This is a genomic window from Vibrio sp. 1CM23M (genome assembly GCF_023161755.1).
GTDB classification, from domain to species: domain Bacteria; phylum Pseudomonadota; class Gammaproteobacteria; order Enterobacterales; family Vibrionaceae; genus Vibrio; species Vibrio coralliirubri.
Map to the genome: position 1 here is coordinate 256,751 of NZ_JALNTR010000003.1, position 20,371 is coordinate 277,121.

The window sequence follows — 20,371 nt, forward strand, 5'->3', positions numbered from 1 at the left end:
TTACTTTGTTTCTCGTTCTCTTTTCCAAGCCCAGATAGGCGGCTGGATAAGAAGTTGTAATCGGTAGTTCCAATTTGGCGCATGCCATAACTGTTGGCACAGTTTAACGTAGCCGTGGAAATATACCTTAAATGGGTTCACAGAGTTGATTCTAGGGAACACGCCATATCTGACTTCTTCCTCTTCTTTAGCGAAGGTACCGAACATCTTGTCCCAAATAATGAAGATGCCAGCATAGTTTTTATCAAGATATTGCTTGTTGGTCGCATGATGTACTCGGTGGTGTGAAGGCGTATTAAACACGGCTTCAATAGGGCGGGGTAGTCGTTTGACGGTTTCAGTGTGCAGCAGTGTCTGAAACAGTTGAACAAAGGTTTCACACATCAGCACCACAAACGGATTGAAACCAAGCAGAATCAACGGCAAGTGAAAGAAGAATGGGAAGAACCAATCTAAAGGCCCAAACCTGTAAGCAACCGAGATATTAAAGTAAGGCGAGCTATGGTGAACTGAGTGCGTTCCCCATGCTAAGCCATTACTGTGTAAGAACCTGTGTTCCCAGTAGTAAGCGAGATCGGCCAAGATCAAGCAACCAAGAATTGTCCAACCGGATATTGGCAATTGAGTCAGACTGAAATTCTCGTAGGCGTAAACAAAAGCACCAACATAAGCTAACCCGACAAAGAAGACAGTAACCAATAAGAAGAATAAGGTGACTAAATTGGTCGTGCTGTCACCCAACATATTCCAGCTGAGCTTTTTCTTAAAGGCATAGCGGATAAGCTCAAAGATAAACAGAGCCAAAGCAAGCAGTAGAAAATTATCATCTACCCAAGTCTCGGTAAGGATGATGCTTGTTTCTGTGAATGTTTGAGAGAGAAAATTCCCAATGCTATCCATAGTGAAATCCATAACTTAATCCTTTACTGACCATTCTTATAGTAGACGTATAACTCGCTAGAATCTGGCAACCCATGCTGATTCAGTTGGTGGTGTTCTATGACCATGTCCACTTCTTTTAAAATCGCGATACCTTCCCAAGCTTGCGCTAATTCTAGTTCTGTATGTTCACCTTTACTTAGCAGAAGCGTACCTCCGGCTTTGCTCGGAATATTAATTAAGGGCTTGTTTTTATTTGATATTGATTGCTGAGTTGGGAAGCCAATGGTGATCGTTGCTTCGCTGAAATCAGAGCTGATCTCTTGATAGACGACGATGACTTTCTGCTGCTGTCCGATCTCCTTATCATTTGCTTCTAGGTTTTGATAGAAATCGACCCACAGATCAGGCACATCCTCTAAAGAAATGGTTTTGCTTAAGCCTTGTAGATAGGTTGAGTATGCAGTCGCTTGTTGTTTTATCTCAACGGGCTTGTTTTTTGGCTGTTTGTCGATTGATGACTTGTTCGTTGATGACTTAGTTATTGGCTGCGCTGTCGATGCATCCGCAATCGCAGGCTGAATATGTAATAGCCCCCAAACTGCGCCAGTAATACCGACAGTCGTGAGTATTGAAGCGAATAATTTCATGCTCTTTCCTTGTTGTTCATTTTTCTTATCAAGGACAGTAAAGGAGCCAAGGTAAACAAAAGGTAACCGTGGGGGATTGTTTTAGTCAGAGAGTATTGGTGATTCATTAAAAAAGGCTCCTCAAATGAGGAGCCTTTGTTTTATTTGTTGCATTGAAATTATCAATGCATCAGGAGCGCTCTAAATTAAAGAGCTTGGGGGATTAAGCCTCTGCAGTTGCTTTAGAATCGCTCATCTTTTTAAGAGCCGCGTAACCAAAGCCTGTTACTGCTGTACCTGCTGCAATCGCCACTAGGTACATCAGTACTGGAGAGATAGCACCAGGAATCAGTAGTACGAATAGACCGCCGTGTGGAGCCATCAGCTGTGCACCAAACATCATTGATAGAGCGCCAGTTAGTGCGCCACCTGCCATACAAGCTGGGATAACACGCATTGGATCTTTCGCTGCGAATGGGATTGCACCTTCAGAGATGAAACATAGGCCAAGAACGAATGATGCTTTACCCGCTTCACGCTCGCCCGCTTCAAACTTGTCTTTCACTAGGAAAGTCGCAAGACCCATACCTAGAGCTGGAACCATACCTGCTGCCATGATAGCTGCCATTGGTGCGTAAGTTTGCGAAGCCAGTAAACCAACACCAAATGTGTAAGCCGCTTTGTTTACTGGGCCACCAAGGTCGAAACACATCATTGCGCCTAGAATCACACCCAGAAGAATCGCGTTAGACGTTCCCATGTTGTTTAGGAAAGTTGTCATTGCGCTCATCACGCCAGAAACAGGGCCACCCACGATGTAAACCATCACAAGACCAGTGAACAAACTCGCGATAAACGGAATGATCAGGATTGGCTTGAGGGCTTCCATGGATTGTGGAAGTTGAACCTTATCGGCAATGAATTTCGCTGCGTAACCGGCAATGAAACCTGCTGCGATACCACCTAGGAAACCTGCACCCGTTGAGCTAGCCAACATACCGCCAATTAGACCTGGAGCCAGACCCGGACGGTCAGCAATTGAGAATGCAATGAAACCAGCGAGAACAGGAATCATCAGTGCGAATGCAGAACCACCACCGATAGTCATCAATGCTGCTGCTAGTGTGCCTTCTTCTTTAAACGCTTCGATACCGAATACGAAAGAGAGTGCGATAATCAAACCACCCGCAACTACCACTGGAAGCATGTGAGAAACACCTGTCATTAGGTGCTTGTACACGCCTTTCTTCTCGTCAGCAGGTGCTGAATTTGAAGAAGCAGTGTGTTGGTATGGTTTAGCTTCTGCGAATGCTTTTTCCATCTCTTGCTTTGTTTTCTTAAGCGCAGGACCCGTTGTCGTTTTGTATAGCGCTTTGCCGTTGAAACGATCCAGTGGAACGTCGATGTCTGCTGCGATGATAACAAGATCAGCGTCTGCGATTTCTTGGTCTGTTAGTTGGTTTTTCGCACCTACAGAGCCGCGAGTTTCCACTTTAATTTGGTGACCTAGGCGTTTGCCTTCAGCTTCAAGCGCTTCAGCGGCCATAAAGGTATGTGCAACACCCGTTGGGCAAGCCGTAATCGCTACGATCTTTTTGCTACCTGTAGCAGGTGACGTACCAGTTACTTCAACAGCGCTTTCAACTTGTGAAGCGTCTAATACTGTTGCTTCTGCTACCGCTTTCTCTAGGAATGCTTTTGCATCAGCAGTGCATTCAGAGATAGCCGCTTGGTATACTTTCTTGCCGACAAAGCGCGCTTTATCAACGTTGGTGTTGGCTGCGATAACCACAACGTCGCTGCTGTCGATAGCGTCTTGCGATACAGTTGAATCAGGTAACACGCTTGATTGACATTCAATAGCGGCGTTCCAACCCAGTGCTTTTGTCGCTTGCTCTAACAAGCCTGCTGCGATGATGCTGTTTGCTACGCCACTAGGGCAAGCTGTGATAATGGTAATATTCATAATAAACCTTTTGTCCTATTTGCTTGTGTCTAACTGGCTAGTTGGAGCACTAAGCGACTGTAATTGGATATTTTGTAGTACTGAATCCAGCTCTTGTTGGCTGGTGATGCCCACGCCTACCTGTGAAACTGCTAGAGCAGATAGGGCGGTTGCGAATTTAATAAGTTCTGGTTTTGGCATCTGTTGCATGTGACCCCAACATAGGCCAGCAACTAAGGTGTCGCCTGCACCTACTGTGCTCACTACTTGCATACGCGGCGGTTGAGCATGTAACCATTCACCTTGGTTAAGCCACATCACGCCTTCTGCGCCAAGTGACACCACGATGTTCTCAATACCTTTTTCACTTAGGGCTTGGCCCGCGTGTTGGCATTGGTCGCGTGTGGTGAGTTCAGCGTTGAACAGCTGAGACAGCTCTTCATCGTTTGGCTTAATTAACCAAGGCTGCGCATTGATACCGGCTTTAAGTGCGTCACGGCTGCTATCAAATAGCACCTTCTTACCTAAATCGTGTAAGCGTTGAACCCAAGAAGCGCAAAGCTCAGGAGAGATACCTTGTGGCAAGCTGCCTGCAATCACGAAGTAATCGTGCGTTTCAGCAAGTTCTAATAGGGTTTCTTCGAACGCTTTAATTGCGTCAGCATCAACAGGAACACCTGGGAAGTTGATGTCGCTTACTTGGCCTGAGTTTTCAACCAGTTTTACGTTGATTCGAGTTGCGCCATCAACACGGATGAAGCGGTCAGCTGCGCCCATTTGTTCGAACAGTTGGCAGAACGCTTCTTCGTTATTGCGACCAAGGAAACCTGTTACGGTCACTTTCGCGCCAAGCTCTGAAAGTACTTTTGCTACGTTTACGCCTTTGCCCGCTGCGTGCAGAGAGCCTTTGTTTACTAGGCTCACTGAACCCACATTAAGTGCGTCGATAGCGCCAGTTAGGTCTAGAGCTGGGTTTAGCGTAACGGTAACTGCTTTGATTTGTTTATCAGACATATCGACTCCTTAACCTTCGCCAAGGCCTGAAGCGATAGCTTTGCCAATCGATTCAAGTGCTTGTGCTGCATCGTCACCTTCAGCAACAAACTGAAGCTGGTGGCCGTGTTTAACGCCAAGAGCGATTACTTTCATCAAGCTTTTCGCGTTCACTTCTTTTCCGTCGCCATCTAGGTTTGACACGCGGATTGTTGATTCGAATTTCTTCGCTTCAGCAACCAACATTGCACCTGGACGAGCGTGTAGGCCGTGTGCGTTTTTGATTTTGAATACAGCGCAGTTGTCATCGTCTTGAGAAGCTGTAGAAACCGCTTCACCTTTCAGAAGACCAATCACTTGCGCTGCGTCAGCGATTAACAGTTGTTGCTGTTTACCTTCAAAAACCATCTTGCTTAGGTTTGCCAGAATAGATTGGTGCGCGCTGTTGCAAGCTGCGAATGCTACCAATGCTTTAACTGGTGTGCCTTCGTATTCACAATGGTTCGCTGTTGAAACGAAAGATACGCCAGTGCGTGTTACGCCTTTGTCGCTGCCCAACAACCAAAGGCCTTGGCCTAGGTGAGTTGGTGTTTTTGTTACTAGGTCAGCAACGAATGCGTTGTCTGTGCAACCTGTGTTCTTAAGTAGGCCACCCGCAACTGCAGACATTTGAATCATGTCGCTCGCAGGGAACAGTAGCTGAACTAAAGAAGCGTCTAGGTCGGCTTCTAACTGAACTTCGCCGTTAAGTAGGGCGATGATTTCGTCTTCTGATTTCGCTTGCTTTAATTTCTCTTCAACACCGTCTGCCGCTAGAACCTTTGTTAGTTGCTTAAGAATGCCTAAGTGCTCGTCAGATTTCGCTGCAATACCAATTGCTACGTAAACACGGTTGCCGTCTGCCCAATCAATACCTTCAGGGAAGTGGTGTACTGCAACGCCTGTCTCTTTTACTAGGCCACGAGTATCCGTCGTTCCGTGAGGAATCGCGATGCCGTTACCTAGGAACGTAGAGTTCTGGTTTTCACGGTTCAGCATTCCTTCAACGTAACCAGAGTCAACTAAACCTTTAGCTGTCAGGTCGCCAGCAATGTTTTGGATTGCTTTGAATTTGTCTTCGGCAGTTTGGCCTAGAGTGATGTCAGATTTTGATAATTTAAGCATGGTGCCTCTTTAGCGTATCGCTTGAGAATTTGTGTATCGCTACGATTCAGTCTAGAGCAAGATTCATGGAGCTTAACTCGTTGCTTAACTCTTTGTTTTATATTGGCTGAATCGGTTCAGCATTCAGTGTAAAAAAATTCAGCAAAGCCGATTTTGATTTTCAAAATAGTTTTGCTGCGTGTCGTAATTTCAGTTTCGTTAACAACAAGAAGCTGAATCACGACAAATGACGCTCAATCCATTCAAAAGGATGATTGAAGTCACTTTTCAGATTTTGCTGAATCCTTTCAGCTTTTATACTGAATCGATTCAGCATATAATTCAACTAATCCAAGGATCAGAAGATTGGTTATATGATCCTACGCACAAAATACAGGTCACCCATATGACACTAGATGAGATTGCCAAACTAGCCGGTGTGTCGAAAACCACAGCCAGCTATGTGATTAATGGCAAGGCGCAGAAATACAGAATCAGTGAAAAGACACAGCAGAAAGTCATGGCAGTGGTGGAAGAGTATAACTACCGACCAGACCATGCTGCTTCGTCATTGCGCGCTGGTAATAGCCGTTCATTTGGTTTGATTATTCCTGACTTGGAAAACAGCAGTTACGCGCGTTTAGCAAAGTTGATAGAGCAGAACTCACGTAAAGTGGGTTATCAAATTTTGATTGGTTGCTCAGATGATGACGCTGAAACTGAACGTAAAGTTGCGGAAGCGCTTGTTAGCCGTCGTATCGATGCCTTGCTAGTGGCGAGCTCAATGCCAGACGCCAATGAGTTCTACTTGAAGTTGCAAAACTCAGGCACACCCGTTATTGCGATAGACCGTCCTTTAGATGATGAGCACTTTGCCTGCGTGATCAGTGAAGATTTCGAGGCTGCATTTGAACTGACGCACTCGATTCTTGATGACAGCATTCATAGTGTTGGTCTTATTGGCGCATTGCCTGATCTGAACATTTCGCGAGAACGTCAGTTGGGTTTTGAAGCGGCGAATAAAGCACATACTCAACAAACAGGGCTAACCGAAAACAAGCCGATGGTTGTCGGTTATGGTGAGCACTTTGACAGAGAATCAGGGCGTGAGATTTTTGAGGGCTGGATTGCCAAAGGCACAGTGCCTGATGCAATTGTCACTATGTCTTATACCTTACTAGAAGGTGTGTTGGATGTGATGGTCGAAAAACCAGAGCTGATCAGCCAAGTAAAGCTGGCAACCTTTGGTGATAACCGTTTATTGGATTTCTTACCTTTTAAAGTCCATTCACTGCCACAGCAATTTGAAGTGATTGCAGACAGCGCCTTTGCACTTGCTTTGAACGCGTCTGCTAAACGTTACCAAGCGGGTATCGAGTTAGTACCAAGAAGCTTAGTAAAACGAGGCTAATTCCAGTTAGTTTACACAAGCTAGGTTGGACTTGGGCACTTAGCTCGAACCTGTAATTAACTCGAGCTAAGCAATAAGCCCATTTCTACAATGGCAACAATGCCGAGCAACAAGGCCAACACTTTCCAAAACTGGATTGGGTTTCGGTTTATCAAAGGTTGCTTGGCTTTGCTTTTGACCAAGCTTTGGTTTGGTGTGTAAAGGTCTGCCACAAAATCTCCCAACACTTGATGACGTTCGCTTGGCGATTCCGCGCAGGCTTTTTGTAACACCAAATCGACCCAACTGGGTAAGTCCACTCGTTTCTGAGTGATGGGTTGGTATTCCCATTGATGGTGGCGAGATTGTTTAAGCGATTGGGCAGTCATTTCAGAGTAGGGAAGTTCGCCGGTTAGCATTTCATAGCCGATCACAGCGATAGAGAACAGATCTGAGCTGGTGGTCGCGCTGTTGTGCTTGATGGTCTCGGGTGCAATGTAATTGACCGCGCCTAATGGTGTGTCGTCCTTGTCAGTGAGCTCTCCCTCTTCAAGGCCTCTCACTAACACCGCACCAAGGTCGATGATTTTTACCTCACCATCACGTTGAATCATGATGTTCTCGGGCTTTAAGTCTCGGTGCACCATGTCTGCACGTTGTAATACTCGGATGCCTTGAGTGATCTTTTCTAGTATGTCGCGTACTTCATTGAGTGACGGTTTTGGATTGTCGTACATCCATTGTCTTAGCGTGATGCCTTCTACCCATTCGCAGATTTGGTATAAGAATTGCGAGTTCTCTGGCGTAGGGTAAACCTTCATGACTCTCTTGTTTTTTAACAGGATCCCCGCCCATTGTTCATTAAAGAAAGCTCTGAGTTGCGAAGGGCTATCGTGATATTGAACGGAAGGGACTTTCAACACGAACTCGGTTTGTGTCTCTTTCTGCATCACACGATACACATGGCTTCTAGAGCCTGCATACAACACCTCAATCACCATGAAGTTGTCGATACTTTGCCCGAGTTTTAAAGCGGGTGGGATGGCACGTTTAGCCAGCTTTTCATGGAATTCAATCAACGAAGGTTTAGGCAGATGGCTGACTTGCACAATCAAACAGCTCACGTTGTCTGAGCTATTGTGGCTTAAAGCGGTGTTACAGATGCTTTGCGCTGCGTATTCGAAATCTGCTCCGGGTTTGTCGATGTGTTCCTTGAAGGTGTTGGGAGAGACAAACTCGTGCACGCCATCAGATGTCAGGATAAAGCAGTCGCCTTTCTTGATAGGCAAGGTTTGATAGTCAACGTTGAGTTGGTTATCCATGCCTAAGGCGCGTGTTAGATAATGCTTCTGCCCCATATTTTTACGCGTGTGGTCGCGGGTCAGTTGGCGTAATTCTCCATCTCTGAGTAAGTAGATACGGCTGTCGCCAACGTGGAATATATGTGCGGTGTTCGATTTTAATATCACGCTGCTGAACGTCGAAACGAGGGCATTGTGGTTCACTTGTTGCGCGGGATGAATATTAGAAACAGACGTGTTGAAGAGCCAAGAATTGAGGGACGTTAAGACCTTTTGCGCCGAACGTTGGATGCTCCAGCTTTGGGGAGTAGCGTAATAGTCGTCGATAAACTGCATCACGCTGGTGTGACTGGCTTTCTGGCCATGTTCACTGCAACTTGCGCCGTCTGCTATGCAAGCAACACTGCCTTTCAACTCTTGCTCTGCGCGAGTTTTGGGGTGTTTTACAATGATGGCGTCTTGGTTTTCATCACGTACGCCTTGATTCGAATAACCACCAAACTTAAGCGTTAACTGGTTGTTGGATTCTGGCGCGATGACTTGCCCTTGGCTGAATGAAATTGTCATAACTGGTCTTCTTCTTAACTGCTCTTCTTCCCGCTTCCTTGACAGAACATCCTAGGAAGAACAAAAGCCCTAGTGAACTTAGAGCCTTTGAACGAAGCACCTAGCATTGATGTATCCGCTAAGGTGCTTCTCCCGATTCAATAATATCAATGCTTCCTAGCTTGAAACATTAATCAGCGTGACACTGCCATCGTCGTTTACTTCGGCGATTTGACCGTTAGGCTCTTCCATGAACAGTAGAGTTACAAAGCCAAGTACCGCTGTTGCAGCAATCACTAAGAAGAAGGTTTGGTAGCTCACGAATGACAACACAGTTAGGTAAACTACCGCACCCACGTTACCGTAAGCGCCCGTCATACCTGCAATTTGACCTGTCATACGACGCTTGATTAGAGGAACCGTTGCGAATACCGCACCTTCACCCGCTTGCACGAAGAAAGAACACGCCATCGCTGCGACAACCGCTAGCCATACAGGCCATGTGCTGTCTACTTGACCCATTGCGAAGTAACCCAAAGCAAGACCAATCGTTAGAATAAGCAGTGTTGGTTTACGACCGAATTTATCTGAAATCCAACCACCACCTGGGCGAGACATTAGGTTCATAAAGGCATAAGCCGATGCAACCATACCTGCAAGAACCGGTGTTAATTCAAAGGTTTCAGAGAAGAACAGTGGCAGCATAGAAACAACAGCCAGTTCAGAACCAAATGTTGCGAAGTACAATACGTTCAGTACCGCAACTTGCTTGAATTTGTACTGGTGAATCTCTGGCACTTCTTCTTTAAATACGTTCTTGTTTACTTTCCAAACTTGCGACACTTCGTACACGTAAAGTGCTGCTAAACCTGCATACACAGAGTAAACCGCCATGTCAGACAACATGTTGATGTTGGTTGGTGATAGCTTCCAAGTCAGTAGCGCTAAAGCGGCATACATAGGGATCTTCATAATAAGTAGGAAGAAAAAGTCACCCTTTGATGTCACTTCCATTGCTGTTACTTGAGCAGGCTTGAAGTAAGTTGAACCTTTTGGTGTATCTGACACGTTTTTGTAGAAGATAAACGAGAACGCTAAGCTCATTACGCCAGTAATACCAACCGCATAACGCCAGCCGTCTTCACCACCAAACGCTAGAGCGAGAGTTGGAAGGGTAAACGCTGCTGCCGCTGAACCGAAGTTACCCCAGCCGCCGTAAATACCCTCTGCCGTACCCAGTTCGTTGTGTGGAAACCATTCAGACACAAGACGAATACCGACAACGAAACCTGCACCGATGAAGCCTAGTAGGAAACGAGCAATTGCCGCTTGAATGAAAGAGTCTGCCAAAGCAAACATGAAACAAGGGATCGAACAGACCGCGAGTAGCGAAGAGTAGACCAACCTTGGGCCATATCTATCGGTTAGCATGCCTATGGCGACACGTGCCGGAATGGTCAATGCAACGTTGAGGATCAGGAGGGTTTTGATCTCTTCAGTAGAAAGACCAAGCGTAGTTTTTACCATTTGCAGTAGTGGGGCAAAGTTGAACCACACAACAAAGGTAATGAAAAAGGCCATCCAGCTTAGGTGTAAGACCTTCATCTTACCCGTAAATGAAAGCAGCGAAAATTTAGTGTTATCCATGGTTTAAATCCTTTAAATCTGGAAAATTACCTGGTTTGTGCATCTGCGTTACTTCCGAACTTCGAACGCTTTAATGTGCATAAACCTTGTGCCGAAATTGCGCACGCCAATAAGCGTTTGCATGATGGTGTCGGCGTTTTAGTTAACTGGCGATAGCAAGCGGCGCGAGAACTTGAACTTGTTCCCCTTGCTTGCGAACTTCAAATTTCACGAGCTTGAGCTCAGGCTGTTCAAGACATTCGCCAGTTTCTAAGTGGTAATGCTGCTTGTATAAGGGTGAGGCCACATAAGGTTCTCCGCTTAATGAACCAATTATACCACGTGACATCACATTCGCCTTGCCGATTGGGTCGTAGTTAGAGAGCCCATAAAGCGTGTCGCTGCGCTTGCAGTAAAAAATAGCCACTTGGTTATCGTCTACTTTGGCGCAAATTCCCCCGTTTGGGGTTAGGTCGCTGGTGCTGCATACGGTTGTCCAATTTTCCATGACTTTCTCCTAGTCTAAAATTGAGTTTTTATATTTTTATTGATGAACCTGATGATATTTATGAAACCTCAGTCACTTCGATTTGGTCTGCTTTAGCGAGCTTTTCATCGCGTTTTGAATTCGAAGCATCACTCAAGCTCGGCTTAGGAAAACGTTGCTCTCGCTCTTTGATGAAAGAGAGGCTAGTGTCCATTTCTTCACTGTTGATGTAGTGCTGGAAGCGCTTCATCTTCTCAGGGTTTTCAATGGTGGTTTTCCATTCACACTGGTATTTCTCGATGTTGAGTGCGATGTCTGCTTCGAGCTCTTCAGCTACGCTGAGCTTGTCTTCAATCACGACTTGTTTGAGGTATTCAATGCCGCCTTCGAGGTTCTCCATCCAAACCGATGTACGCTGTAGGCGGTCTGCGGTACGTGTGTAGAACATCAAAACGCGGTCGATGTATTTAAGGAGTGTGGTTTCGTCTAAATCAGTGGCGAATAGGTCGGCATGGCGAGGGCGCATACCGCCGTTACCACAGATGTATAAGTTCCAACCTTTGTCGGTGGCGATAACACCAATGTCTTTCGATTGCGCTTCGGCACATTCACGAGTACAGCCTGAAACCGCAAATTTGATCTTGTGTGGTGAACGCAGGCCTTTGTAGCGGTTCTCAAGACGAATCGCTAAGCCAACACTGTCATCGACACCGTATCGACACCAAGTGCTACCGACACACGATTTCACGGTACGAACCGATTTACCGTAGGCGTGGCCCGTTTCAAAACCTGCATCAATCAGCTTTTTCCAGATGATTGGCAGTTCGTTAAGCTGTGCGCCAAACAAGTCGACACGCTGACCGCCCGTGATTTTGGTGTAGAGGTCGAACTCTTTAGCGACTTCGCCTAAAACGATCAATTTATCTGGAGTGATTTCACCGCCAGCAATACGCGGAACCACTGAGTAGGTGCCGTCTTTTTGCATGTTGCCAAGGTAGATGTCGTTGGTGTCTTGCAGCTCGATGTGTTGATCTTCAAGGATGTAATCGTTCCAGTACGAAGCCAGAATCGAACCGACTGCCGGTTTACACACAGTACAGCCCAATCCGTTGCCGTGAGAATCTAACAGCTCATCGAAGGTCTTGATTTTGTTGACGCGGATGATGTCAGTCAGCTCTTGGCGAGAATAAGCAAAGTGCTCACAGATATCGTTAGAGACTTCCACACCCAAGTTACTTAGCTCGCTATCGAGAACCTGTTTAGCAAGGGCAGAACAACCACCACAACCTGTTGAAGCATTAGTGGTTTCTTTCAATGCAGCCATCGTGGTGCAGCCTGCTGAAACGGCGTCTTTAATGTCGCCTTTGGTCACATCGAAACATGAACAAATCACAGCGCTATCCGGCAGAGCTTCAACACCCATTGCCGAACCTGAATCATCGGCCACGTTAGGTAAAATCAATACCGATGGGTTTTCAGGAAGGGGCATATCGTTTTGTTTGATTTGCAGTAGCGAACCGTAAGCCTCTGCATCACCGACCAATACTGCACCGACAATCTTTGTGCCGTCAGCCGAGATGATCAGGCGCTTATAAACTTGCTCAATTTCATCGTTGTAGGTATACGATTGAGCGCCTTCCGTCTTGCCATGTACTTCACCAATACTGGCAACATCGACGCCAAGCAGTTTGAGCTTGGTACTCATGTCAGCGCCCGTAAATGCAGCGTCGTCAGTACCGTCAGAGACAATATGCGAAGCCGCGATTTTCGCCATCGAATAACCGGGAGCCACTAAGCCGAAGATCTTGTTATCCCAAAGCGCACATTCACCAATTGCGTAGACGTTTTCGATATTGGTTTGGCAGTGGTTGTTGATGACAATACCGCCACGTTCGCCAATCTCGACATCAGAGCTTCTTGCCAACTCATCTTGAGGGCGAATACCGGCAGAGAATACGATCATATCGGTTTCTAAATGGGTGCCATCGGCGAAGTTCATACGGTAGCGAGCGTTTTCACCGTCGACTATTTCAGAGGTCGCTTTCTCGGTATGAACTTGCACACCAAGGTCTTCAATCTTTCTGCGCAGTAGGGCACCGCCACCGTCATCTAATTGAACGGCCATTAGGCGAGGCGCGAATTCAACTACATGGGTTTCCAAACCAAGGTTTTTGACTGCGTTTGCGGCTTCTAAACCAAGCAGACCACCACCAATCACCACGCCAGATTTGCTGCCTTTGCTTGAAAGCTCGATGGCGTCTAAGTCTTCGATGGTGCGATAAACGTGACAGTGTTCTTGGTCGTTACCGGGAATAGGGGGAACAAAAGGGAAAGAGCCCGTCGCCAAGATTAGCTTGTCGTAACTTTCAACATGGCCACTTTCAGTGATGACTTGTTGATTGGCGGTGTCTAGCTTGGCAACCTTCTGGTTCAACAAGTAGTTCACGCCGTTGCTTTGGTAATATTCTTCACTGGTCAATGACAGGTCATCAGCGCTTTTACCATTAAAGTAAGCCGTTAGCTGAACACGGTCGTAGGCTAGCCTTGGCTCTTCACTGAAAGTAATCACATCAAACTCATCACTGTCTGATTGCAGGATGTTGTCGATAAATTTGTGTCCAACCATGCCGTTACCAACAACGACGATTTTCTTCTTGCTCATAATCCATTCCTTATTCTCGGCGTCACCATTACTAGCATCTAATTTCTAGTCGTTAGCAGATGAATACCGGGTTGAGATTCCACTCAATTCATAATCATCAAGAAAAACAAAAATGTTTTTTCTAAGTCTTGGTTTTTAGTGGAGCAAGGAGGATGCCAGATTACGGTTCGTTCATTTAAATAAAAATTAATTTATAATTTTCAGTGGTTTAAAAAATCGAGGTAGCACGCAATTACCCCTAAAGTGGTATGTAAATTTTTTGTTAGATTTATATAAATGAGCGTTTGTGGTGCAACTTTCTGCAAGATGGTGCAAAAATTAAGTTTCGACCTTGGTTAAGTTCTGTTTGGTTCGTTGTTGATATTTGTATCTTTATTAACTTATTGTTTTTAAATGAAAATATTTGCAATTCATCGGCTGCTATTAAGTGGCGTGTTATTTGCTTGTTTTTACTTATTACAATTATGGATAATTGAGCGAGAAACGGATGACCGATTCAAACAGCGGCTGGATAAAATCGACCTGTGCTTATTGTGGTGTAGGGTGTGGAATAGAAGCGAGACCGACATCGCTAGGGAAACTAGAAGTACGTGGTGATAAAGATCATCCATCAAACTATGGAAAGCTTTGTACTAAAGGGATTGCGCTCGGCGACACCGTCACGCCTTTAGGTCGTCTTACACAGCCTGCTTATATTCAGAACGAGCAAAAACAAGAGCTGGATTGGAACAGTGCCACTCAGTTGGTCGCAGACAAATTCAATCAAACCATCGAAGAATATGGGGCCGATTCGGTTGCGTTCTATGTATCTGGTCAGCTGCTTACCGAAGACTACTATGTTGCCAATAAACTGATGAAAGGCTTCATCGGCAGTGGCAACATCGACAGTAACTCTAGGCTATGTATGGCTTCAACCGTGGTAGGGCATAAGCGAGCATTTGGCGCAGACACAGTACCGGTGTGCTATGAAGATCTCGAGCAAGCTGATCTAGTCGTGATTACAGGCTCAAACCTCGCATGGTGTCACCCGGTACTTTTCCAAAGGCTAAGAGCCGCGAAACAAGCCAACCCCGCATTGAAAGTTATCGTCATCGACCCGCGTTATACCGACACCTGTGAAATTGCAGACATTCACTTGGCATTGGAATCAGGCTCAGACGTCGCGTTGTTCAATGGTTTATTGGGTTACCTCGACGATAACGACAAGCTAGATGCAGACTACATAGAAAACCACACTCAAGGCTTTACTGAATCGATTCGATCTGCGACTCAATATCGTTATACCGAGTCAGGCTGGGGCGACAAAAGCGCTCCTGAGCTCACAGGGTTAACAGAGCAACAGCTAAAGCAGTTCTACAGTTTGTTTGCATCGAACGAGAAGGTGCTGACCATTTACTCCCAAGGCGTGAACCAATCGACACAAGGGTGTGACAAGGTGAATGCCATTATTAACTGCCATTTAGCCACTGGGAAAATTGGTAAACCGGGCATGGGGCCATTCTCCGTAACGGGCCAGCCGAACGCGATGGGTGGGCGTGAGGTGGGCGGTTTAGCCAATACCTTAGCGGCGCACTTTGAATTTGGTGACCCGCAATCACACCAAACCGTCAGTGAGTTCTGGCAAACCGACAGCTTAGCCACACATGCCGGTTTAAAAGCGATTGACCTGTTTGATGCCATGAATGAAGGCAAAATCAAAGCCGTGTGGATCATGGCGACCAACCCAGTCGTGAGTTTGCCTGACAGTGAAAAGATCAAAGCCGCATTAGAGAAGTGCCCGTTTGTGGTGGTGTCTGATTGTATTGCTGATACGGAAACCACTCGCTTGGCCGATGTGGTGCTGCCCGCGCAAGGGTGGAGCGAGAAGTCGGGTACTGTGACCAACTCTGAGCGCCGAATCTCACGCCAACGCCGTGTATTACCAAGCCCAGGCGAAGCCAAACCCGATTGGTGGATATTAAAAGAAGTCGCACAAAAAATGGGATTCAACGAGCAATTTGAGTTCCGCCATGAAGGTGAGATCTTCAAAGAATATTGCGAGATGACAGCGCTCGGCAATGAAACAGGTAAAGCGCGTGACTTGTGCTTAATTGGACTCACGCAACTGGATGAGAAAGGTTATGGCGAACTCACTCCACAGCAATGGCCAGTACTAGAGTATCAACCAGAGATCATTGAGCAGCGCATGTTTACCAATGGCGAGTTCTTTACAGAATCTGGCAAAGCGCAGTTTATTGCAGTCGAGCACGACAAACCGATTGCCGATACCAGCCTTGAATTCCCACTAATCATGAACACAGGGCGAATTCGAGATCAATGGCACACCATGAGCCGCACAGGCTTGGCTGCGGGTTTAGGTGAGCACACCCCAGAGCCGTTTGTTGCCATGCACCCAGATACGGTTGCAGAGCTTGGTTTAGATGAATTTGGGCTAGATGCCTTCAACCACGCGACTATAAACCCAGTGGTGAAAGTGCGCAGCGCACAAGGCGAGTGCCAAGCGCGCTTAGTGGTAACCAAAGAGATGCGCCGCGAGCAAGTCTTCATGCCTATCCACTGGAACGCACCGACCGCCAAAGACAGCAAGCCGTGTGACTTGATCTTGCCTCATACCGATGCAGCCTCTGGTCAGCCAGAATTCAAACATACCCCAGTAGTGGTGGAGCCTTGTGGTTATCGCAGTGAAGCCGCCTTGGTCAGTGATAAGGTGATGGATTGCAGCGGATTTGATTACTGGGTGCGCCAAAGAGTGGAGGGCGGTTTTCTGTATCGAATATCTTCCTCTAAGAACCCAATGGAGCTGGTGATTCAGCTTGCCAACACCCTCGATGCCTTGCCAGAACCTAACGCAGAAGCGATCAAATCACTCCATTACCACGGCAATAAATCATTCAAGAACTACGGCTCTGCCAAGCTGGGTCTCTCTGGTGTAAAGCAAGCCTTTGTGGTGAACAGTAAGCTAGACCACCAAAGCATCGACTGGCTGGTGGAATGCCTAACCCGAGAAGCCGATGAAGAGTTCGAAGCCGAGTTTTTGAGTACCATGGCGAAGTAGTTATTACCTTTCACTCACCATACCTATAGCAAAAACGCCGACAATCATGTCGGCGTTTTTGTTTGAGAATACAACTTCCAAGATAAAACCTTCATTGCCTGAACTGCGGTTTACTCACACATTTGCGAGTTTTCTGCATTTTGCAGAAACTATATGGAAAATTTCTGCTTTTAGTCATGTTTGATACGAAGATAAGTAGGTAAGATGATGTTATTAAATGGGTTATTAGACAGAGCCTGAACTGTTTAGATTACTAGACAGAATGGTTTCAGGGACAAAATGCAGAATTATTCTGTCTAATATAGCTGTTAGTTGCCCTTCATACATAGGAGTTTAAATTAATGTTTGGCGAAATAAAGAGGGTACCGCTTAGAAGTATTTGGGCACATGAAGCACAAGATTTTACTCCATGGTTGGCTGAAAATATTGAGAAATTGGGTGAAGCTGTAGGTTTAGAGTTAGAACTAGTTGAGGAAGAGGCTAGCGTTGGTAATTTTTCTTTAGATATATTAGCTAAAGATCTTGGTTCTGCTGAAAATGTAATTATTGAAAACCAGTTTTCTCAAACTGATCACGATCATTTAGGTAAGTTACTTACATATGCAGCAGGTTTTGATGCTTCTTATGTTATTTGGGTTGCGGAAACAATTAGGGATGAACATCGTCAAGCTTTGGATTGGTTAAACCATCGCACTGACAGCGAAACACAATTCTTTGCTGTAGTTGTTGAGGTGATCCAAATTGATGATTCAAAGCCAGCGTTTAATTTAAAGCCTGTAGTATTCCCGAATGAATGGCAAAAGAGCAAATCTAAAAATAATACATCTCAGCAGCAGAGTGCCAAATCAGAAAAATATCGTAACTATTTTCAAAACTTAATTGACAGTTTGAGAACGGAACATCGTTTTACATCTGCAAAGGCTGGTCAGCCTCAAAATTGGTACGCATTCGCATCAGGGATATCAGGAGTCAATTATGGAGCAAACTTCTGTCAAGGCAACAAAGTTCGTACAGAGCTCTATATAGACTTTGGCACTTCGGAGCAAAATGAAGAATGCTTACAGCACTTAAAAGAAAGCCAGTCTGAGATTGAAGTTGAGTTTGGTATACCATTATCGTGGGAGCCTATTGATGGGAAAAGAGCTTCTCGTATAGCTATCTATCGTGAAGGTTCAATTACTGCCGATGAACAATTAGAAGAAATAAATAATTGGCACATCAAAAACTTACTGAAATTTAAAGAAGTGTTTTCAAAGAGGTTGCGACAGCATTTGCGTTAAGGCATATAACAAGTCATTTAAGCGGAACTCAAACAGTTGGCTCAGTTTCGCTTCGCTCCACATTTTAGCCAACTATTCTCGTCCGCTTAATATGGGCGTTATATTTCTAGTTGAGTATCAAGGTAAGAGTTAATAGTGCAAGAGATAATTGAACAACTTAGAGAATCTCGGAGCAAGTCCGAGTTACTTCGTATTCGAAGAGAGCTTGATCAGCAACTACAGCAGCTAGAACAACAAAAATCGCAAATTGAAGATGACTATGCTCAGCTAGAAACAGATAAAATCGAAGTTGCAAAGTACGTTGAGTTCAATAGTCAATCTTATGCGTCATTTTATAATACTAAACTAGAAAAAGACAAAAGTATCTTAACTCTGTCTGTTGCTGGGCTAGGCTTTTTGATTACCTTTACTAACTTTGCTGAAAAGTTGGGTACGTTTGCTTATGTGGCATTTATCCTAGCTGCGTTAGCTTATTTATTTTGTGTATTTAACGTCATAACCATTTTTGAAAAAAATGCATTGTATATCATCGAAGTCACTACTGATTCAGACAAGGCTAGTGAACTTGAAGTGCAGCTTCGGAAATATGATAAAAGAGCAATTTACTCATTTTATTTGGGTATATTATTATCCTTCGTGCTAGGTATATCTACCTCGGTTCAATCACAATTAAAAGGGCAGGAAATGTCAGATAAAAATAAAACTAGTCAAACCACTAGAGTGCAAATCAACGATAGTTTTGCGGGAATGTCAAAGTTGAATGAAAGCTTCTCTGGTTTATCCGCAATGAAACCGAAACCATCAAAACCAAATCAATCCGCACAAAATACCACAGCAAAAACCCCGAACGTGGAGAACAAACGTAATGGCTAACAACTACTCTGGCTCTAACCAAAAACCACAAGATTACAATGACACTAGCAAGGTAAAAGGTAGTGTCGATGGAGCTTCAAGAATGAAGCCTGTAATAGGAAACCGAAAACCGGCAGGGACAGACAAGAAAAAATAAATATAACAATCTGTTTAAGATTGATTCACAACGCGTGGCATTTTTACTATGCGTTGCGTTTAGTGTTTAAGGTGGTTGCGATGGCTTTGGTATTGCGTTGCTCACACCTTAACAGGGCTACATGGATTCCCCCGGTTGTCAAACATCCGCTAAACTTATGTTGATGGGTTTTGGACTGCCGCTCTACATTCGGCCTACTTACCGACGATTCGCATACGTCGTGGCCCTGATGACTTGCGCGACTGCGGTGCCTTATTCGTTAGATGACATCTAGTGTGTCCGCCGCATTAACAGGCTCTCCGCAAGTGGTCTTAATCTATCTCCATCATTAGCGTCTGCAATGACCCGGTGGGTTTAACTCTTTATGCTGCTTAGGTTTCTACTTAAGCAGCATAGTTTTCATATTCGGTTTGATTGTGTAAAAGCGACCATATAATTCGTGCGTTCTTCGCGGCAAGTGCCACTATCGCTCGGTTCATTTCTCTTCGTTCTAGAACGCCTCTGCACCACTGACTTAACTTATCTTGCTTGTCGCCAAGGTTGGCAATCACGGTCCTTGCTCCGTGAACTAATAGTGTTCGTAAGTATTTATCGCCGTGTTTGGTTATCCGGCCTAAGCGAGGCTTTCCTCCCTTCGAATATTGCTTTGGTACTAAGCCTAGCCAAGCAGAGAAATCGCGACTTTTATCAAATTGAGAGCCATTAACTATCGAAGCGAGTATCGCGGTTGCAGTTTGCGGCCAGATACCTCGAACCTTCATCACTCGTTGAACATTAGTGCTGACCTTAGCAAAAGAATCGAAGACTTGTTCAGTATCGGCGATACGTTGATTTAATTCTCCAAGGTGGTGATAAGCATTGGCAATCACTGTTCTTGCAAGGTGTGGCAGTTCATTTTCTGCGTCTTCCAGAATCAAGGGAACGTGTTTTATTAACGAAGAGCGGCCAACAGGAATGATCAACCCGAATTCAGAGAGTAGGGCGCGCATGCGATTCATAAGCGCGGTGCGTTCACGAACCCAATGCTCTCTTATTCTATGTGCCGATAGGATGGCTTGTTGCTCGGGGGATTTTATGGGTACAAAGCGAGTTGATGGACGCTGAACAGCTTCGCAGATAGCTACTGCATCATTAAGGTCGTTCTTCCCCTTAGTTCGATAAGGAATTACGTATTTAACAGCCATAATACGGGCGTCGTGACCGAGTGTATTGAGTGTTCTTGCCCAATAATGTGCACCACCACACGCTTCAACGCCTATACGCATGAGTGGCATATTTGCTATTGTAGTCAGTAGTTTAGAGCGAGTTACCGACTTATGAAGTATGACCTTACCATTTTGGTCTACGGCATGAAGACTAAAGTGGTTTTTAGCTAGGTCGATACCGCAGAAATAAGAATAATCAGACATGGTGCCTCCGATGCATT

At 45.4% G+C, this 20,371-nt stretch carries 15 protein-coding genes; 5 read left to right on the forward strand and 10 right to left on the reverse strand.

Annotation, left to right across the window (positions count from 1 at the left end; all coding sequences use genetic code 11):
- The 5 genes from MSG35_RS12130 to fruB form a co-directional block, all read right to left on the reverse strand.
- Positions 1-912 (reverse strand): sterol desaturase family protein, encoded by a 912-nt coding sequence (locus tag MSG35_RS12130; protein ID WP_248384039.1) that lies wholly within the window; start codon positions 910-912, stop codon positions 1-3.
- 11 nt (positions 913-923) lie between these two features.
- The gene (locus tag MSG35_RS12135) at positions 924-1,529 is read right to left on the reverse strand and encodes a hypothetical protein (RefSeq protein ID WP_248384040.1); all 606 of its coding nucleotides are present in this window, start codon (positions 1,527-1,529) and stop codon (positions 924-926) included.
- A 202-nt stretch (positions 1,530-1,731) separates the two neighbouring features.
- Positions 1,732-3,474, reverse strand: a complete 1,743-nt coding sequence (gene fruA, locus MSG35_RS12140; protein ID WP_050643963.1) for a PTS fructose transporter subunit IIBC — start codon at positions 3,472-3,474, stop codon at positions 1,732-1,734.
- A gap of 15 nt (positions 3,475-3,489) precedes the next feature.
- On the reverse strand, positions 3,490-4,467 hold the full coding sequence (gene pfkB / locus MSG35_RS12145; RefSeq protein WP_248384041.1) for a 1-phosphofructokinase: 978 nt from the start codon (positions 4,465-4,467) through the stop codon (positions 3,490-3,492).
- A 9-nt stretch (positions 4,468-4,476) separates the two neighbouring features.
- Complete coding sequence (gene fruB / locus MSG35_RS12150; RefSeq protein ID WP_248384042.1) at positions 4,477-5,610, reverse strand: fused PTS fructose transporter subunit IIA/HPr protein; 1,134 nt, start codon at positions 5,608-5,610, stop codon at positions 4,477-4,479.
- Between the two features lie 385 nt (positions 5,611-5,995).
- On the opposite strand from fruB, the gene cra reads away from it, so the two are divergent.
- Positions 5,996-7,000 carry a catabolite repressor/activator gene (gene cra / locus MSG35_RS12155; protein WP_050654049.1) on the forward strand — a complete coding sequence of 335 codons (1,005 nt, stop codon included), beginning with the start codon at positions 5,996-5,998 and terminating at the stop codon, positions 6,998-7,000.
- A gap of 56 nt (positions 7,001-7,056) precedes the next feature.
- Here cra and MSG35_RS12160 read toward each other — a convergent pair whose 3' ends face one another.
- The 4 genes from MSG35_RS12160 to nirB form a co-directional block, all read right to left on the reverse strand.
- Positions 7,057-8,847, reverse strand: a complete 1,791-nt coding sequence (locus MSG35_RS12160; RefSeq protein ID WP_248384043.1) for a bifunctional protein-serine/threonine kinase/phosphatase — start codon at positions 8,845-8,847, stop codon at positions 7,057-7,059.
- Positions 8,848-9,003: 156 nt separating this feature from the next.
- Positions 9,004-10,473 carry a NarK family nitrate/nitrite MFS transporter gene (locus MSG35_RS12165; RefSeq protein WP_248384044.1) on the reverse strand — a complete coding sequence of 490 codons (1,470 nt, stop codon included), beginning with the start codon at positions 10,471-10,473 and terminating at the stop codon, positions 9,004-9,006.
- 142 nt (positions 10,474-10,615) lie between these two features.
- Positions 10,616-10,960: a nitrite reductase small subunit NirD gene (nirD, locus tag MSG35_RS12170; RefSeq protein ID WP_012600889.1), complete on the reverse strand. Its 345-nt coding sequence runs from the start codon at positions 10,958-10,960 to the stop codon at positions 10,616-10,618.
- Between the two features lie 58 nt (positions 10,961-11,018).
- Entirely contained in the window at positions 11,019-13,601 is a 2,583-nt protein-coding gene (gene nirB / locus MSG35_RS12175) for a nitrite reductase large subunit NirB (protein WP_248384045.1), read from the reverse strand.
- 472 nt (positions 13,602-14,073) lie between these two features.
- Between nirB and MSG35_RS12180 the strand changes: the two genes are divergently transcribed.
- From MSG35_RS12180 to MSG35_RS12195, 4 genes are all read left to right on the forward strand, one after another.
- The gene (locus MSG35_RS12180) at positions 14,074-16,656 is read left to right on the forward strand and encodes a nitrate reductase (protein ID WP_248384046.1); all 2,583 of its coding nucleotides are present in this window, start codon (positions 14,074-14,076) and stop codon (positions 16,654-16,656) included.
- A gap of 341 nt (positions 16,657-16,997) precedes the next feature.
- Positions 16,998-17,936 carry a DUF4268 domain-containing protein gene (locus tag MSG35_RS12185; protein ID WP_248384047.1) on the forward strand — a complete coding sequence of 313 codons (939 nt, stop codon included), beginning with the start codon at positions 16,998-17,000 and terminating at the stop codon, positions 17,934-17,936.
- Positions 17,937-18,071: 135 nt separating this feature from the next.
- A complete protein-coding gene (locus MSG35_RS12190) occupies positions 18,072-18,809 on the forward strand; it encodes a hypothetical protein (RefSeq protein ID WP_248384048.1) in 738 nt (245 codons plus the stop codon).
- On the forward strand, positions 18,802-18,945 hold the full coding sequence (locus tag MSG35_RS12195; RefSeq protein ID WP_248384049.1) for a hypothetical protein: 144 nt from the start codon (positions 18,802-18,804) through the stop codon (positions 18,943-18,945). Before MSG35_RS12190 ends, MSG35_RS12195 begins: the two co-directional genes overlap by 8 nt.
- 383 nt (positions 18,946-19,328) lie before the next feature.
- Here MSG35_RS12195 and MSG35_RS12205 read toward each other — a convergent pair whose 3' ends face one another.
- Entirely contained in the window at positions 19,329-20,354 is a 1,026-nt protein-coding gene (locus tag MSG35_RS12205; protein WP_248384050.1) for an IS110 family transposase, read from the reverse strand.
- Positions 20,355-20,371 lie beyond the last annotated feature (17 nt).

Bases quoted from the DNA above. Each gene is read 5' to 3' on its own strand.
- MSG35_RS12160 (WP_248384043.1), bottom strand. From the start codon at position 8,847: ATGACAATTTCATTCAGCCAAGGGCAAGTCATCGCGCCAGAATCCAAC.
- nirB (WP_248384045.1), bottom strand. From the start codon at position 13,601: ATGAGCAAGAAGAAAATCGTCGTTGTTGGTAACGGCATGGTTGGACAC.
- MSG35_RS12135 (WP_248384040.1), bottom strand. From the start codon at position 1,529: ATGAAATTATTCGCTTCAATACTCACGACTGTCGGTATTACTGGCGCA.
- cra (WP_050654049.1), top strand. From the start codon at position 5,996: ATGACACTAGATGAGATTGCCAAACTAGCCGGTGTGTCGAAAACCACA.
- MSG35_RS12165 (WP_248384044.1), bottom strand. From the start codon at position 10,473: ATGGATAACACTAAATTTTCGCTGCTTTCATTTACGGGTAAGATGAAG.
- fruB (WP_248384042.1), bottom strand. From the start codon at position 5,610: ATGCTTAAATTATCAAAATCTGACATCACTCTAGGCCAAACTGCCGAA.
- nirD (WP_012600889.1), bottom strand. From the start codon at position 10,960: ATGGAAAATTGGACAACCGTATGCAGCACCAGCGACCTAACCCCAAAC.
- pfkB (WP_248384041.1), bottom strand. From the start codon at position 4,467: ATGTCTGATAAACAAATCAAAGCAGTTACCGTTACGCTAAACCCAGCT.
- MSG35_RS12195 (WP_248384049.1), top strand. From the start codon at position 18,802: ATGGCTAACAACTACTCTGGCTCTAACCAAAAACCACAAGATTACAAT.
- MSG35_RS12185 (WP_248384047.1), top strand. From the start codon at position 16,998: ATGTTTGGCGAAATAAAGAGGGTACCGCTTAGAAGTATTTGGGCACAT.
- MSG35_RS12130 (WP_248384039.1), bottom strand. From the start codon at position 912: ATGGATTTCACTATGGATAGCATTGGGAATTTTCTCTCTCAAACATTC.
- MSG35_RS12205 (WP_248384050.1), bottom strand. From the start codon at position 20,354: ATGTCTGATTATTCTTATTTCTGCGGTATCGACCTAGCTAAAAACCAC.
- fruA (WP_050643963.1), bottom strand. From the start codon at position 3,474: ATGAATATTACCATTATCACAGCTTGCCCTAGTGGCGTAGCAAACAGC.